Below are 14,049 nucleotides of genomic sequence, written 5' to 3' on the forward strand. Positions count from 1 at the left end.
GAGGTCTAATCTACGTACAGGCTTGGTTATCCCTAGGGGCGAATCAGAGTACTTCACTCCTGACAGGGTCTATCAGCAGTCTCGCTGATGCTGGCGCTTACATACAAGGGGCGTAGCTTCAGCAGGTAGTCTTTGGAATAAATCGAAAATTTTTGCGCGAATGCTATGCCCCTACATTCTCCTGGTCTATAGATTGATTTCTTAAGCATCTTCTTAAATTGGAATGTAATTCAAGCATTAATTTAGACAAAAAATACCGTTTAGAGCAAATTTATATCTGCAAGTATAGATATTCCTGATTTTTCTGAACGCATTTATATATTCGTGTTTAGAGTAAGAAATTTATTTCTTGAATAAACGGCTGGCTATACCTTTTAAGTACACAAAATCTCCTCCACAATTGGGAGTGATTAGATTTTAGAGCGGCAGATTTAGAAACACTACTGTTGGAATATGTCTTACTACAAACCAAAGCTCGTTCAAGTTTGGATCCAGCCTCACAGCAAGCACTGTGGTCACAAAATTTCTGAGGTTTATCTGCCTAAGCAATGCCAAATTATGGGATTGATTCGTCAGGAAGAAGTCATTCTAGCAAATGAAGATCCAATTATCTGTAGCAACGACCTTGTGATTGCTGTCGCTGTCAATCCGATGTTTTTGCCCGAACTGAAGTTGTGCCTAGAGCAAGCAAAGTATGTTTCGTAAAGCAAAAATTGCATTTAATTTATGGTGTGGCAAGGGCTTCTACAAATTTCGTTAATACTGCTGATTCTTGCAGTTGTGTCTCCTTTTCTGGGTAAATATATTGCACAAGTCTTCCAAACAAAATGGTCTTCTTGACCGATTTGCCTCTCCTTTAGACCAGTTTATTTACGCTTTGGGTGGGCTTTGCTATCAGGAATCGATGACAGGATGGCATTATGCCCGTGCTGTGTTTTACAGCAATCTAGTTATGGGCGTTCTGGTCTATTCAATCTTTTTGCTTCAAGCGATTTTGCCGTTCAATTCAACCAATTTATCGGCACCTTCCTGGGATTTGGCGCTGCATACTGCTATCTCGTTTACGACCAATACCGATCAGCAGCATTACTCTGGCGAAACGACGTTTAGCTATGCGAGTCAGGTGCTAGCACTGGGGTATTTGATGTTTACTTCAGCCGCAACCGGAATTGCAGTGGCGATCGCCTTCATTCGGGGTCTAACGGGGCAACCGCTGGGCAATTTCTATCGAGATCTGACTCTATCTATTACGCGCATTTTGTTACCCATTTCGGTTGTGGGGGCGATCGCCCTCCTTGCTGCTGGAGTGCCCGAAACCTTAGCTGGTCCGGCAACAGCAACTACGCTGGAAGGCGCAACCCAATACATTGTCAGAGGACCAGTTGCTCACTTTGAAATCATTAAACAGCTCGGCGAAAACGGCGGCGGATTCTTTGGCATTAACTCAGCCCATCCGTTTGAAAATCCCAATGGGTTTAGCAATCTGCTAGAGACCGTGACGATGCTAATTATTCCGGCGGCGCTGATTTTCACTTATGGAATCATGGCTGGCAACCAGAAACAGGGGCGACTAATCTTTGGAATGGTGTTTGTTTTGTTTGTGGGTTTGGTGGCGATCGCCCCTCTGGCTATTTCTGGCGCTGCGCTTGAATCTGGCGATCGCCCCTGCCGTTCTAGCTGCCAGCTCAAAAAGCGATCGGTTTAGAAACAGTGCCTTGTAAAGAATCGATCTGTCTAGGGCTAGATACCTGTTTGGCTCCTGGTTGACTGACAAATCTTCTGATGTAGGTTGGTGAAACAACGTGAAGCCCAACATTTGCCTGAATTCTGTTGGGTTACGCATTCGCTTCACGTAACCTACGATATACCCTTAGCTTTAGGAGTTTTGTCAGTCAACCAGAGGCATGAATACGAGAAACGCTATCGGGCTGTAGAGCAAACTCTCGTGGCTGGAATTGATGTTTTTTCTACCGTCAACATTCAGCATTTAGAGAGTTTAAATGATCTTGGGTTGCAGATATCGGGCGTTGACGTGCGCGAGCGCATTCCCGATCGCCTGCTTGATGAAGCCGACGAAGTTGTGGTTGTGGACGTAATGCCCGAGACACTTGAAGAACGTTTGATTGAGGGAAAGATTTATGCTCCCGAAAAGATCGATCAGGCGCTGAAAAATTTCTTTCAGCGGCGCAATCTCATTGCACTACGAGAGCTTGCATTGCGAGAGGTTGCTGACAATATCGAAGAAAACAATGGCACAAAGATTGCAGAAAAACGCTACTGCAATATTCATGAGCGGGTCATGGTTTGCCTTTCAACTTATCCCAATTCAATTCGGCTGTTGCGTCGTGGTGTAAGAATTGCAAGCTACATGAATGCGAAACTTTATGCCCTATTTGTAGACAATCTAGAACAATTTTTAACGAAAGCTGAAAGCCTACATGTAGAAACTTGTGAAAAGCTCTGTCGCGAGTTGGGGGGCGAGTTTTTGCGAGTTGAGGGGCATGACCCACTATCTAAGATTACTGAAATTGCTCAACGAGAACGAATTACCCAAATTGTAGTCGGGGAGACACATCGATCGCGCTGGGAGCTGTTTATTAAAGGATCGATTGTGCAGCGACTAATGCGATCGCTTCCTGACATTGACCTTCACATTATCGCGACCCAACAGCCTTTAACTTGAGGTCATCAGGTCTTTAATAGTCCATAGTGCTTCAGTGTCTCAGTCAAAAAACTCTTGTAGGAAAAAAAGATTGACCTACTCGTAACTTTACGGTATTTTTACAGTTACCAAAGCTTAGCCAGATTCAATCTCTCCTATTAGCTACTTGCTATAAGGATGATATTGAGACGGGGGGTTTAATTGGGGCACATCTCTGCTCAATGTATGCGTATTTCACATTTAATTTGATGCATCGATAGAGAGGACTTTCCTAAGTCTTTGCCCGTCAACTAGCTCCGTTGGCATTTGGTATTAAGTCTGTAAATTTGGCATTTTTATGAGTGCTATTACAGCAGTATCCTGCTCTCGTCAGTGTTCCTGGTTGGTATCGAGTCATGTCCTTGTACCTGCCCTTGGCTCTGAGGAGAAAGTTGTGTTGCCTTAGATTCAGAGCTTAGGGTCGGGTTAGTTGTTTAGGGTGAAATAATCTACCATGCTCCTGACTCAAGAAAAGCGAGTTGCTTTGATTTCTGTTTGTGGTGATCCTGCTGCTGAGATTGGGCAGGAAGAGGCTGGAGGGGAAAATGTTTATGTCCGTCAGGTCGGACAAACACTAGCTCAGCAGGGTTGGCAAGTGGATATGTTCACTCGCCGTAACGATCCTGAGCAGGCTGCAATTGTTCAGCATTTGCCTAACTGTCGAACGATTCGCCTGAGTGCTGGACCTGCGACTTACATGCATCGAGATCATCTATTTGAGCATCTACCGGAGTTTGTAGACCAGTTCCAGCGGTTTCAGCAACGGGAGGGGGTGCAGTACTCCCTGGTTCATACGCACTACTGGTTGGCCGCGTGGGTCGGAATGCAGCTCAAGCAGGCTCAACCCCTGGTTCAACTGCATACCTATCACTCACTCGGTGCGATCAAGTACAACACGGTGAGTGATGTTCCGGCGATCGCCACCCAGCGTCTAGAGGTCGAAAAAGCTTGCCTGGAAATGATTAACTGTGTGGTCGCCACCAGCCCTCAAGAGCAAGAGCACATGAGGACGCTGGTATCTAAGAAAGGCAGAATCGAAGTGATTCCCTGTGGCACAGACTTAGACAAGTTTGGCAACATTAGTCAACTTGAGGCGCGACAGCAGTTAGGAATTGATCCAAAGTCTAAGGTTGTCCTCTATGTTGGTCGATTTGACCCCCGTAAGGGGATCGAAACCTTAGTGCGGGCAGTTGCCAAATCTAGCCTGCGAGATCAGGGTGATTTGAGGTTGGTCATTGGTGGCGGCAGTCGTCCCGGACAGTCCGATGGCAAAGAGCGCGATCGCATTGGCGGTATTGTCTCAGAGCTAGGACTCGACTCGATCACGACTTTTCCTGGTCGTCTAGACGACTCAAACCTGCCGTTCTACTATGCCGCTGCGGATGTGTGCGTTGTGCCCAGTCACTATGAGCCGTTTGGCTTGGTGCCACTAGAGGCAATGGCTAGCCGCACTCCAGTCATCGCCAGCAACGTTGGCGGACTGAAGTTTACTGTTGTTCCTGAAGTCACCGGATTATTGGTACCACCCAAAGACGAGCTAGGGTTTACCACGGCGATCGATCGCATTCTTAGCGATCCCGCTTGGCGAAACCAGCTGGGTGAAACGGCTCGGCAACGAGTTGAAATCGCCTTTAGCTGGCAAAGCGTTGCGGCAAACCTGGGTCAACTTTACACCAGCTTGCTTGCCCAGGCGACTGCGGCTCCAGCAAAGTCTGTTGTTCCGGCAGCGATCGCGCCCAAAAAAGATCGCGTAGCGTGAGACACCGTGAATTTCGAAGTTTAGGAATTTAGTTGGGTGGTTGCTTTTGATCGGCTAACAAAAAGTTAGGGCAGAAAACGTCAAAACTAGGAGTCAGAGCAATGCTAAACGTTGAAGATTACGCAGTTCATCGCAAAACTGGATGGATTGGTAAGGTTACGGGCTACGGACACCTAATGCTCAACGGTACATATCTACCCACGCTCAAAGTCCATCTGCTAAAAGGTTCAGGCGCAGTTCAAGGCAGCATCATTGAAGATCTTTCTTCATCCTGGATGGAAGTAGAGGCAGAGTATAGCCACAGTGTTTAGTGCAGTGTCTTAGAAGGTGTTTTAGAAAAGGAGGATGGGTTTTGCCCCGCCCTCCTTTTTTGTCGTAATCCAGATCAGGTTGTGAGTGCACTTTTCGAGTGCACTCACAACCTATTCGTCGCTTGCTATAGACTTGAATCAAGGGAAGAGTAGGCGCAGGTGGTTACGGACGAAAGTCTGAGGAAAGTCCGGGCTCCCCAAAGACCAAACTTGCTGGGTAACGCCCAGTGCGGGCGACCGTGAGGAAAGTGCCACAGAAACATACCGCCGATGGAGTCTCAGACTCACAGGTAAGGTTGCAAGGGTGCGGTAAGAGCGCACCAGCAGCGTCGAGAGGCGCTGGCTCGGTAAACCCCGGTTGGGAGCAAGGTCGAAGGAGCAACGGTTGGTCTTTTTCCGGCTCCGGGTAGAAACGGTTAATCCGGTTCTGCGAAACCCGCTAGAGGTGTCTGGCAACAGGCATCCCAGATAGATAACTGCCCTTTCAGCAGTTCTCTGTTGAAAGAACAGAACCCGGCTTATGTCCGACTCTTCCCTTTTCCCAATTCCTTTCCCAGAGCTAATTGGGCTATCGGTTTCCAGCAGCAATGCGTCCAGGTTTAGGTTGAATGTCCCTGATTGATCCCCGTCGTCCAAAGCAGCTCCGTCAATTGGTAGAAAGGCTTGGATTACCGGCTGACTCTCCGGTTAAATGGGAGCTATTAGATTTGGCGTTGACCCATCCGACTGCTTCGCCTGAGGCAAATTATGAGCGGCTCGAATTTGTCGGCGATGCGGTCGTGAAGCTGGCAGCAGCAGAATTTTTATTTGAAACTTATCCCCAGTCCAGTGAAGGGGTGCTTTCGGCAATTCGGGCGGTATTGGTTAGCGATCGCTCTCTAGCAGCGATCGCTGATTCTTATGGCTTCGATCGCTATCTGCTCGTGGGCAGCAGCGCCTCACGCGACAAGGTTGGGCAGGAAACACGCTTAGCAGATTCTCTAGAAGCCGTTTTAGCAGCACTCTACCTCAGCACTCACAACCTGAAGCTAATCCATCCCTGGCTAGACTCTCATTTGCGCGAGTTGACCGAAACGGTTTTGCGTGATCCCACCCTGCAAAATTACAAAGGCGCTTTGCAAGCCTGGACGCAAACTCACTATCAAATGCTGCCTGAATACCGCGTCACTGAGATTGGTCAAACCTATGGCGATAGCGAGCGATTTATGGCAGAAGTTTGGTTCAAAGGACAACAGTGGGGACAAGGCAAAGGGCAATCTAAAAAAGCGGCAGAGCAAGCGGCAGCAAGAATTGCATTTCTAGCGTTGCAGCAAACAGAAGGAAGGGAAGGATGAGGAGGGAGAAGGATGAAGGCATTTCATTCTTCCGCTATACCTACTGTTCGAGGGAATAAAGGATGAGGGATGAGAAGCTTGGAATCGCGGTATTTGGGGCAGGGCGATGGGGCGTGCATCTGGTTCGCAATTTTTTAGAGCATCCTAACGCTCGGTTAATTGCAGTGGTAGACACTGAGGGCGATCGCCTAAATGCCCTGGCTGAGCGGTTTCCTCTGGACAATGTCAAGTTAAGTACGGATTGGGAAGCGGTAATGCAGCTTCAAGACGTGCAGGGGGTGGCGATCGCCACTCCAGCAACAACTCATGCCCTACTGATTCAGGCTGCACTAGAGCAAGGACACCACGTTCTTTCAGAAAAACCGCTGACGCTAGACGGAGCAGAATCAATCAAGCTATGTCAGCTTGCAGAGCAGCATCAGCGTCAGCTTGTAATTGACCATACTTACTTGTTTCATCCGGCTGTGCGGCAAGGCAGAAAAACTCTTCAAACTGGGGACTTAGGAGAGTTACGCTACGGCTACGCCGCCCGTACCCATCTTGGTCCCGTCCGTCAGGACGTGGATGCGCTCTGGGATCTAGCCATTCACGACATTGCTATTTTCAACCACTGGTTAAACGAAACACCGACTCAAGTGCAGGCACAGGGCACGGTCTGGCTACAGTCTCAGTCACCCAATACTCAGTTTTTTCCTCAAGGGTTATCAGATTTAGTGTGGCTAAAGCTCATTTACCCCAGCGGTTTTCAAGCCTTGGTTCACCTCTGTTGGCTCAATCCTGATAAACAGCGGCGACTCTGTATTGCTGGTAGTCAAGGGACGCTCATTTTTGATGAGCTATCTACTTCTCCTTTGACCCTCCAACGGGGATATCTGGAGCAGACCGATCAATACTTTATTCCTGCCGGTCAGAGCGTTGAAGCGTTAGAGCTAGAACCTGCTGAACCACTGCGACAAGTTTGTGACCACTTCCTGGACTGCATGGCTCAAAATCGACCCTCCGAAATTTCTTCCGGTTGGGTAGGGGCAAAACTCGTTCAGATTCTCTCAGCGCTGACGACCTCCCTCAACCAGGGTGGTCAAATCGTGTCAGTTCCATAGAGTGCAATCCGTTCTAGGTCTACTACCGTACGGCTGGATGCTCTGTAATAGTCTTTGAGGCTGGTTCCTGAGTGTCAGATCCCGCAATGGCAGCCGCAGGAGGCTGAATAGTGGCGATCGGCAAGGCAATTTCTACAGTGGTGCCCTGACCCACACCCGCGCTGTGCAGCGTAATGCTGCCACCCATCAACTCGATCAAATTTCGAGAAATAGCCAGTCCTAAACCCGTTCCTTCAAATTTGCGTGTGGTGGTACCGTCAACCATCACAAAAGGACGAAATAGCTTATGCTGCTGTGTCGGGTCGATTCCAATGCCTGTATCGTGAACCGAGATGATCACCCAGGCTTCAGGATTGACAGGAGTTTCTACAGTCCGATGTCCGTTAAACTGGCTTGTTTGAACCGAGTTCACAGCAGTTTCAATGCGAGTATCAATCGTGATACTGCCCTGATCAGTAAATTTAATTGCGTTGTATATCACGTTCAGCAGCACCTGCTTTAGCTTTGCCGGATCAGAGCGAACCATGATTGGCTCGGACATTTCTGGTACGCTCAGACGCAATCCTTTCTCGTGAATTTGCATACTTTGCAAATCGACCACTTCCTGAAGAATTTGCCGCAGGTCGATCAGCTCAATTGAAAGGGAAAGGGTTCCTGCCTCAATTTTGGCAATGTCCAGCAAATCGTTGATGATTTTGAGCAAATGGATTGCTGCTTCATCTGCTCGATCAAGAAACTCCACCTCTTCCTCAGGCGAGTCGCAGCAGTCGTCTCGGACTAAGCGAATGCAGCCAATAATTGCATTCAGCGGTGTTCGCAGTTCATGAGAGGTATTGGCAAGAAACTCACTTTTGAGTTGATTGGCGGCTTCGGCTTCTTGCCATGCTGCCTCTAGTTCTTTAGCCCGTTCTTCTAGCCGCCTCACCATGTTGTCGAGTACTTCAGCTAGATGATTGAGTTCTCGAATGCGAAAGTTTTTGGGAGCGCGTTGCAGCGGGTCGCGTTTGTGGATGTGACGGGCGTACTTTCCCAATTGCTCAATGGGTAGAGCCAAGTCTCTTGCCATGTAAAGCATGGCTAAAAGGTGAGCAGCCAGTAATCCTGTCGTTAGAATTACCAGAATGCGTTTAATATCTTCCAGCCCATGCAGGGCATTATCTAAGCGAGTTACGGCTAGAACTGTCCAGGTGCGATCTTCGGTTGGGCTAATACTAATTTGAATAGGGCTGTAGCCTGCTAGCCACTCCTCCTCATCTCCTACAAAACTGAAGATGTGACGGACATCTGGGTCGTCCCCTCGCTGAACGTTGTTAATGATATTTTCGAAGCGATCGGCATCAGGCCCGTCTTTAATGTTTTGCCCAACTCGGCTAGATAATGGATGAGCCAGAAAAACGCCATCTTGGTCAATGATGGTGGTGTAGCCTAGCAGTGAGCCTGGCTTGCCGCTTTCCCGCTGTGTCAGAACGGATTGAGCCGCTAGCGTATAGCGGAGCTGTCCGTTTTGATCGTAAACGGGAGTGCCAATGAGCAAATCTAATTCAGTTGAAAGTTCTGCTTGATCAGATTGAGTAGATTCGTTGCTTGGTTCAGCTTGTCCATCAGGTGTGGCGGGTTTGCTCGGCAGCGTACTGAGATAAAAACTGTCGGCGTTGAGTTCACTTTGCTGAGTCGCCCAGGGTAGGTCAGCCTTGGAAAGGAGAGGTTGATTACCGCAGGTCGTAGCAGTTATGTTGCCTGTTTGCCAGTCAATCAGCTGAAGGCAGTGAATCTCGGTAGGCAAATCGGCGGACAGTTGATTCAAATAAGTTTGGATCGCCTCTGGCTGGCCAGCCTGCAAGATAGAGGTACGGCTGGCCGTTTCTAGATTGGTTTGTAAGGACTGGATTGATGCCTGGATGTCATCTGCTTTGCGGATTGCGCTCTCGGCAAGGTTTTGACGAGCGGTATATAGCAGGCTGGTACGCGCCTTACGGAAAGTCACTCCTACTCCCAGCAGCAAGATTGGGATGCTGAGTACGAGAATTCGCGATAGCAGAATTCGGCGAAAGGAGGATTGACCTAGCATAGCCATAGCGATTGCTGAATCAAGGGACAAAGCCTGCTTTTAAAGCTTAATATTCAACCACACTGAGTAGCCTAAACATCCGTACACTGAGATGGATTTTTTCAGGGATTCTTTATACAGATGAAGAATTAACTGAGTTGGTGGATGCTTCAGGCAAAGCACTACATTTGGCTGAAAGCGTTCCCAGCAAATGGATTGAGTGGTGATGCTGATGAGATGGACCTTGATCTGTCTAAATTTTGTCTAAGCGATAGAAAATACCTGCTATTCGCTCGACTTGTTTAGAACGCTGAATGGCGATCGCTCCCTGAATTGGCTCACCCTTCAAGATCGATGATTTCTACAACAGTAGGTGGGCAGTACACGCTCCAGCGCGTTACTAAAAAGACGTACTGACAGGAAACACGAATAAATTCCCAGTATACATTCTTCAATCGAGCTGAACTAATCTTAGAAGATGGACCGTAAATCTATGTGTCACCACAATGGCAAATGTTTGGCATCTGTCCATTTAAAGCGTTTTACCGATAAAGTGTTTTACCGAAACGCAGCACAACAGACTGTCTAAGCAAAGAATCAGTTTTTGATTTGAAGTAGCGTGCCAGAGATGACTAAAAAACGGACTTCACCCTGCCGCATTTTTGACGGTGAAACAGACTCGATTGTTGCCGACAGTGCTGATATCGTGTTTTGCCAAGGGTTACTAGTCATTTAGAGGGTGCCACAGCACCTTAATTTGCCGTTAATTTAACGATGAAAACGATGAAGATGAATTAGAGGGCAATCTGCTGGAAGATTCTATCGGTTCTCTTAGCGCTTGAGCGAGTTGGGCAGGAGTTAAAAAACGCACTAAATCAATGGGCAATGTGGGTTCACTGATGCGTTCAGTGTAAGCAGCTCTGAGATAGTCAAGGTAGTCTGCATCCTTGACCAGATGAACTTGAAAAAAGGCTGTACTCATTGCGTCGATGTAGCTCCGAGCAACGGCTGGGCTTGGCCCAATGATTTCGGGTGGCAAAGTCACTATCTCGCTGCTAGTTTCAGAAGTGCCAATGGTTGAAAAGTGGGTTGATCCGCGAATCATCAGCAAATATTTGTTGGGCGTGGTGAGCCAGGTGAAAGGGCGAATCTGTTCAAACAGGGCTGGTGCAACGGTGTCTGCATTGCCTGAAACTAGCATGACTGGAATGTCGATTTCGCTAAAGCCTGCTGGACCTAAAATAATGCTGCCAATTGGGTTGATTGCCATGATTGAAACCACTCGCTCGTCTCGCAGGTCAATAGCGGGCGGCACCAGTTCTTCGGCCCGACATTGGAGCAATAGCGATAAATTCAGCGTGCTTTCTTCCGCAGCGCAATCTTCTGCAAGCTGCTGGAAGTTAATTTTTGCGCCTGCTAGGGCCAATGCCGTGTAACCGCCAAAGGATTGGCCCACTACGCCGACCTGCTGTAGATTTAGCCTCCCCTGAAAGGCAAAGTCTGATTGGTTGAGCCTTTCTAACTCGTCAAGCAGATATGTCACATCTAACGGACGGTTGATGAACTCAGCGGGTTCTGTGACCTGGCTAGCTCGACCCTCGACCAGTGCCTGTAGCTGATCGGCATTGCTGCCTGGATGCTCTGGAATGGCAACCGCAAAGCCGTAAGAGGCTAGGTGTTCTCCCAAATAACGATAGGTGGTACGGTCTGACCCTAGCCCATGAGACATGATGATCACCCGGGCAGAGGCAACAGGAGCTAGCGGGTAATTCGGATCCCCCGTTGCCTCAAGCGGAAGATAAACATCTGCAACAAAGGTGCGATCGCGGCTAGGGTCGTTTAACGTGATGGTTTGTCTTTGCCAGGTAAAGCTGCCTAATCGCCGAGGATCAGGCGGCGATGAGGAGTCAGTCATCGGATCAGATGCTGCTTCCAGTTCGGATTGTTGTTCAATTGCATTGACGGCTTCGGTGGTTTGATTGATCAGTTGCTCTAAGTTGCTAACCACTGACAGGGTGCGACTGAGGTCAATGCGAATGCCTGCGACTGGAAATTTCCTTAAAACATTTAATGGCGTTAGCCCTTCTGGATCGTCCGCAGCCAAAATCAAAGCAGAGCGAATGGCGTAAAATCCCGATTGACGGGCTTCGGTTTGGATAATTGCGCCTAGTCGCCTGAGCAGGATTTCCCCTTGGTCGGTGTAAAGAAACTGGGCGATCGCCACTGGACTTAGTTCTGCTTTGGCGCTCAGGAGGGTACGTAGTTGCTCTAGCTGTTCTGGGGTGGCGTATCGGGAGTAAGCTTCCAGATCAGCCTCAATCGTGCCTTCTTCGGCATAGATTTCTAAAGAATCAATAGAAATAGAGCGCTCGATAATGCCATAGGAAAAGTAAATGCGCTCAGCCGCCGACGCAGGAGAGGCAACTAAAACTGCGGGTAAGACTGCCGGAATTAAAATAGACTTTATTTTGGACTTAAACCAACGAGAGGATCGTTGAGTTAAAGCAAACGGACGCGATCGCACGTGCCTGGCAGTGAAGGACGAGGCAGGCTCAGAACAGTTCATATTCGTGAAATAGCCGTATTTTTACACCATTACAGCTAAAAATAGCCGTAATCAGAATGCTTTCGAGACGCTAAAACGTCTGCCCCTTCTAATCTGCCAATAACTCTAGCAATTGTGCTTCCGACAATTGGGTGATTCCAAGTGACTCAGCTTTCTCTAGCTTAGATCCGGCCTCAGCACCAACCACTACATAACTGGTTTTGGCACTGACCGAACCGGTGACCTTGCCGCCTGCTGCCTGAATCATGTCTTTTGCTTCCTCTCGCTTTAATGTTGGCAGTGTTCCTGTAATTACAAACGTTTTACCTGCCAGTTTGGAAGAAGCGGGTGCGGAGTTGGAAGTGTCACCTGCAAGCTGAATTCCCTCAGTTTTTAGGCGATCGATTAGCGTTTGGTTAGCAGGCACTCGAAACCAGTCATATACTGACTGAGCAATTTCAGCGCCAATGCCGTGAACAGTTTCAATGGCTTCTGGGGTGGCTTCAGCAAGCTGTTCTACAGTGGAAAACCGCTCCGTCAGGAGTTGGGCGTTGACGCTGCCAACATGCCGAATTCCTAACCCGTACAGCACTCGTGACCAAGGTTGAGTTTTAGATTGGGCGATCGCCTCCACTAATTTCTGTGCCGACTTTTTGCCCATGCGGTCTACGTTTATAAGTTGCTCAACCGTCAGGTCATGGAGGTCTGCAACGGTGCGAATTAGCTCCCGATCAACAAACTGCTGTACCCATTTTTCGCCTAGCCCGTTGATGTCTAACGCATCACGGCTCGCCCAATGCTCCAGTGCCTTGCGCAAAATTGCCGGACAGGAGGCATTAATGCAGCGCACCACGGCTTCACCCTCTGGACGCACGACTGGCTGTTTGCAGGTGGGGCAGTGGGTCGGCATTTGAAATGGCTGAGTGCCTGGTGGACGCAGATCCGTCAGCACCCGCACCACTTCGGGAATGATTTCGCCTGCCTTCCGCACGATCGCCGTGTCGCCAACTCGAATGTCTAGCTCGGCAATGCGATCGCCATTATGCAAGGTCGCCCGTGAAACGGTCGTTCCGGCTAGCTGCACCGGACGCAGTTCTGCGGTGGGGGTCAGTGCCCCAGTGCGGCCGACGTTGATGGTAATATCTTCTACGATTGTGGGGGCTTCTTCTGCCGGATATTTGAGGGCGATCGCCCAACGCGGAAACTTTTGGGTGAATCCTAACCGTTGCTGTAGCGACAGCGGATTTAGTTTGACGACCACGCCATCGGTCAGGTATGGCAATTCCAATCGCTCTGTAGACCAGCGATCGTAATATTCCTGCACCTCTTCTAATGATTGGCAAAGTTGGCGATTTGGATTGACCCGAAACCCAACGCTTTGTAGGAATTCTAGCGATTCCCACTGGCTAGAAATGTTGTGATGCAGTTCGCCTGTAATCGGGTTTTGATTCTCTAAATTTTGACTGTCGGAGTTTTTGGGTGGGCGATCGCCCTGTTCAGGAATGTGCAGCGTGTAGGCAAAAAAATCAAGCCGTCGCCGCGCCACAATTCGAGAATCTAACTGTCGCAGCGTTCCTGCTGCCGCATTGCGCGGGTTGGCGAACAGCGCCTCGCCTGCCTGCTCCCGCTCCTGATTGATTTGCTGAAACACGTCTAGCGGCAAAAATGCCTCGCCCCTCACCTCTACTACAGCAGGGGGATTGTCTGTCGCTAACCGCAGCGGAATCGTGCGAATTGTACGGACGTTCTGGCTAATGTTTTCGCCCATTACCCCGTCGCCCCGCGTCACGCCTCGAACCAAAACTCCGTTCTCATAGGTCAGCGCTAGCGCAGAACCGTCAATTTTCAATTCACAGACATACTCAAATTCTTTAACTTCCGGGGCAACTCGTCGCCAGCGCTCTTGCCATGCGGCAAACTCCTCTAGATTAAAGGCATTCTCCAAACTGTAAAGGGGAATATTGTGTCGCACCGAAGCGAATTGGGCGGCCGGACGCTCTCCCACCCGCTGGGTCGGGCTATCTGGACTGATCAACGCTGGATACTGGGCTTCTAGATCCTGAAGTTCCCGATAAAGCTGGTCATACACTGCATCTTCCAGGTCAGGAGCATCTAACACGTAATAGGCGTAGCTCGCTTGCTGAAGTACGCGACGCAGTTCCTCAACTCGCTGTTTGATTTCAGGTGGCTGTTCAGTTTCAGGTGGCTGTTTAATTTCAGGTGGCTGTTTAATTTTATTGGCGGGCTGTTCC

General features: G+C 49.0%; 8 protein-coding genes, 1 other RNA gene and 2 pseudogenes. 8 read left to right on the forward strand and 3 right to left on the reverse strand.

Annotation, left to right across the window (positions count from 1 at the left end):
- The first annotated feature begins 453 nt into the window (after nucleotides 1-453).
- From H6G00_RS08670 to H6G00_RS08705, 8 genes and pseudogenes are all read left to right on the forward strand, one after another.
- Nucleotides 454-705: a TrkA C-terminal domain-containing protein gene (locus tag H6G00_RS08670; protein ID WP_190796454.1), complete on the forward strand. Its 252-nt coding sequence runs from the start codon at nucleotides 454-456 to the stop codon at nucleotides 703-705.
- Between the two features lie 21 nt (nucleotides 706-726).
- A pseudogene (gene kdpA / locus H6G00_RS08675) lies at nucleotides 727-1,618 on the forward strand (potassium-transporting ATPase subunit KdpA); the annotation flags it as partial.
- Nucleotides 1,619-1,912: 294 nt separating this feature from the next.
- A pseudogene (locus tag H6G00_RS08680) lies at nucleotides 1,913-2,683 on the forward strand (sensor histidine kinase KdpD); the annotation flags it as partial.
- A 472-nt stretch (nucleotides 2,684-3,155) separates the two neighbouring features.
- The gene (locus tag H6G00_RS08685) at nucleotides 3,156-4,460 is read left to right on the forward strand and encodes a glycosyltransferase (RefSeq protein WP_190796456.1); all 1,305 of its coding nucleotides are present in this window, start codon (nucleotides 3,156-3,158) and stop codon (nucleotides 4,458-4,460) included.
- Nucleotides 4,461-4,561: 101 nt separating this feature from the next.
- Nucleotides 4,562-4,771: a hypothetical protein gene (locus H6G00_RS08690; RefSeq protein ID WP_190641833.1), complete on the forward strand. Its 210-nt coding sequence runs from the start codon at nucleotides 4,562-4,564 to the stop codon at nucleotides 4,769-4,771.
- Nucleotides 4,772-4,917: 146 nt separating this feature from the next.
- Nucleotides 4,918-5,307, forward strand: an RNA gene (rnpB, locus tag H6G00_RS08695) — RNase P RNA component class A.
- 72 nt (nucleotides 5,308-5,379) lie between these two features.
- On the forward strand, nucleotides 5,380-6,105 hold the full coding sequence (gene rnc / locus H6G00_RS08700) for a ribonuclease III (RefSeq protein ID WP_190641832.1): 726 nt from the start codon (nucleotides 5,380-5,382) through the stop codon (nucleotides 6,103-6,105).
- Between the two features lie 62 nt (nucleotides 6,106-6,167).
- Nucleotides 6,168-7,205 carry a Gfo/Idh/MocA family oxidoreductase gene (locus tag H6G00_RS08705; RefSeq protein ID WP_190796457.1) on the forward strand — a complete coding sequence of 346 codons (1,038 nt, stop codon included), beginning with the start codon at nucleotides 6,168-6,170 and terminating at the stop codon, nucleotides 7,203-7,205.
- 22 nt (nucleotides 7,206-7,227) lie between these two features.
- Here H6G00_RS08705 and H6G00_RS08710 read toward each other — a convergent pair whose 3' ends face one another.
- From H6G00_RS08710 to ligA, 3 genes are all read right to left on the reverse strand, one after another.
- Entirely contained in the window at nucleotides 7,228-9,279 is a 2,052-nt protein-coding gene (locus tag H6G00_RS08710; RefSeq protein ID WP_190796458.1) for a sensor histidine kinase, read from the reverse strand.
- Nucleotides 9,280-10,015: 736 nt separating this feature from the next.
- Nucleotides 10,016-11,818: an alpha/beta hydrolase gene (locus tag H6G00_RS08715; RefSeq protein WP_190796459.1), complete on the reverse strand. Its 1,803-nt coding sequence runs from the start codon at nucleotides 11,816-11,818 to the stop codon at nucleotides 10,016-10,018.
- Between the two features lie 88 nt (nucleotides 11,819-11,906).
- The gene (gene ligA / locus H6G00_RS08720) at nucleotides 11,907-14,012 is read right to left on the reverse strand and encodes an NAD-dependent DNA ligase LigA (protein WP_190796648.1); all 2,106 of its coding nucleotides are present in this window, start codon (nucleotides 14,010-14,012) and stop codon (nucleotides 11,907-11,909) included.
- Between the last annotated feature and the right edge of the window lie 37 nt (nucleotides 14,013-14,049).

It is taken from the genome of Leptolyngbya sp. FACHB-541 (genome assembly GCF_014695875.1).
Classification (GTDB): Bacteria; Cyanobacteriota; Cyanobacteriia; order Elainellales; family Elainellaceae; genus JAAUTN01.

Excerpts from the sequence above, each read along its gene's own strand:
- H6G00_RS08670 (WP_190796454.1), top strand. The coding sequence starts at position 454 with ATGTCTTACTACAAACCAAAGCTCGTTCAAGTTTGGATCCAGCCTCAC.
- H6G00_RS08685 (WP_190796456.1), top strand. The coding sequence starts at position 3,156 with ATGCTCCTGACTCAAGAAAAGCGAGTTGCTTTGATTTCTGTTTGTGGT.
- H6G00_RS08690 (WP_190641833.1), top strand. The coding sequence starts at position 4,562 with ATGCTAAACGTTGAAGATTACGCAGTTCATCGCAAAACTGGATGGATT.
- rnc (WP_190641832.1), top strand. The coding sequence starts at position 5,380 with ATGTCCCTGATTGATCCCCGTCGTCCAAAGCAGCTCCGTCAATTGGTA.
- H6G00_RS08705 (WP_190796457.1), top strand. The coding sequence starts at position 6,168 with ATGAGGGATGAGAAGCTTGGAATCGCGGTATTTGGGGCAGGGCGATGG.
- H6G00_RS08710 (WP_190796458.1), bottom strand. The coding sequence starts at position 9,279 with ATGGCTATGCTAGGTCAATCCTCCTTTCGCCGAATTCTGCTATCGCGA.
- H6G00_RS08715 (WP_190796459.1), bottom strand. The coding sequence starts at position 11,818 with ATGAACTGTTCTGAGCCTGCCTCGTCCTTCACTGCCAGGCACGTGCGA.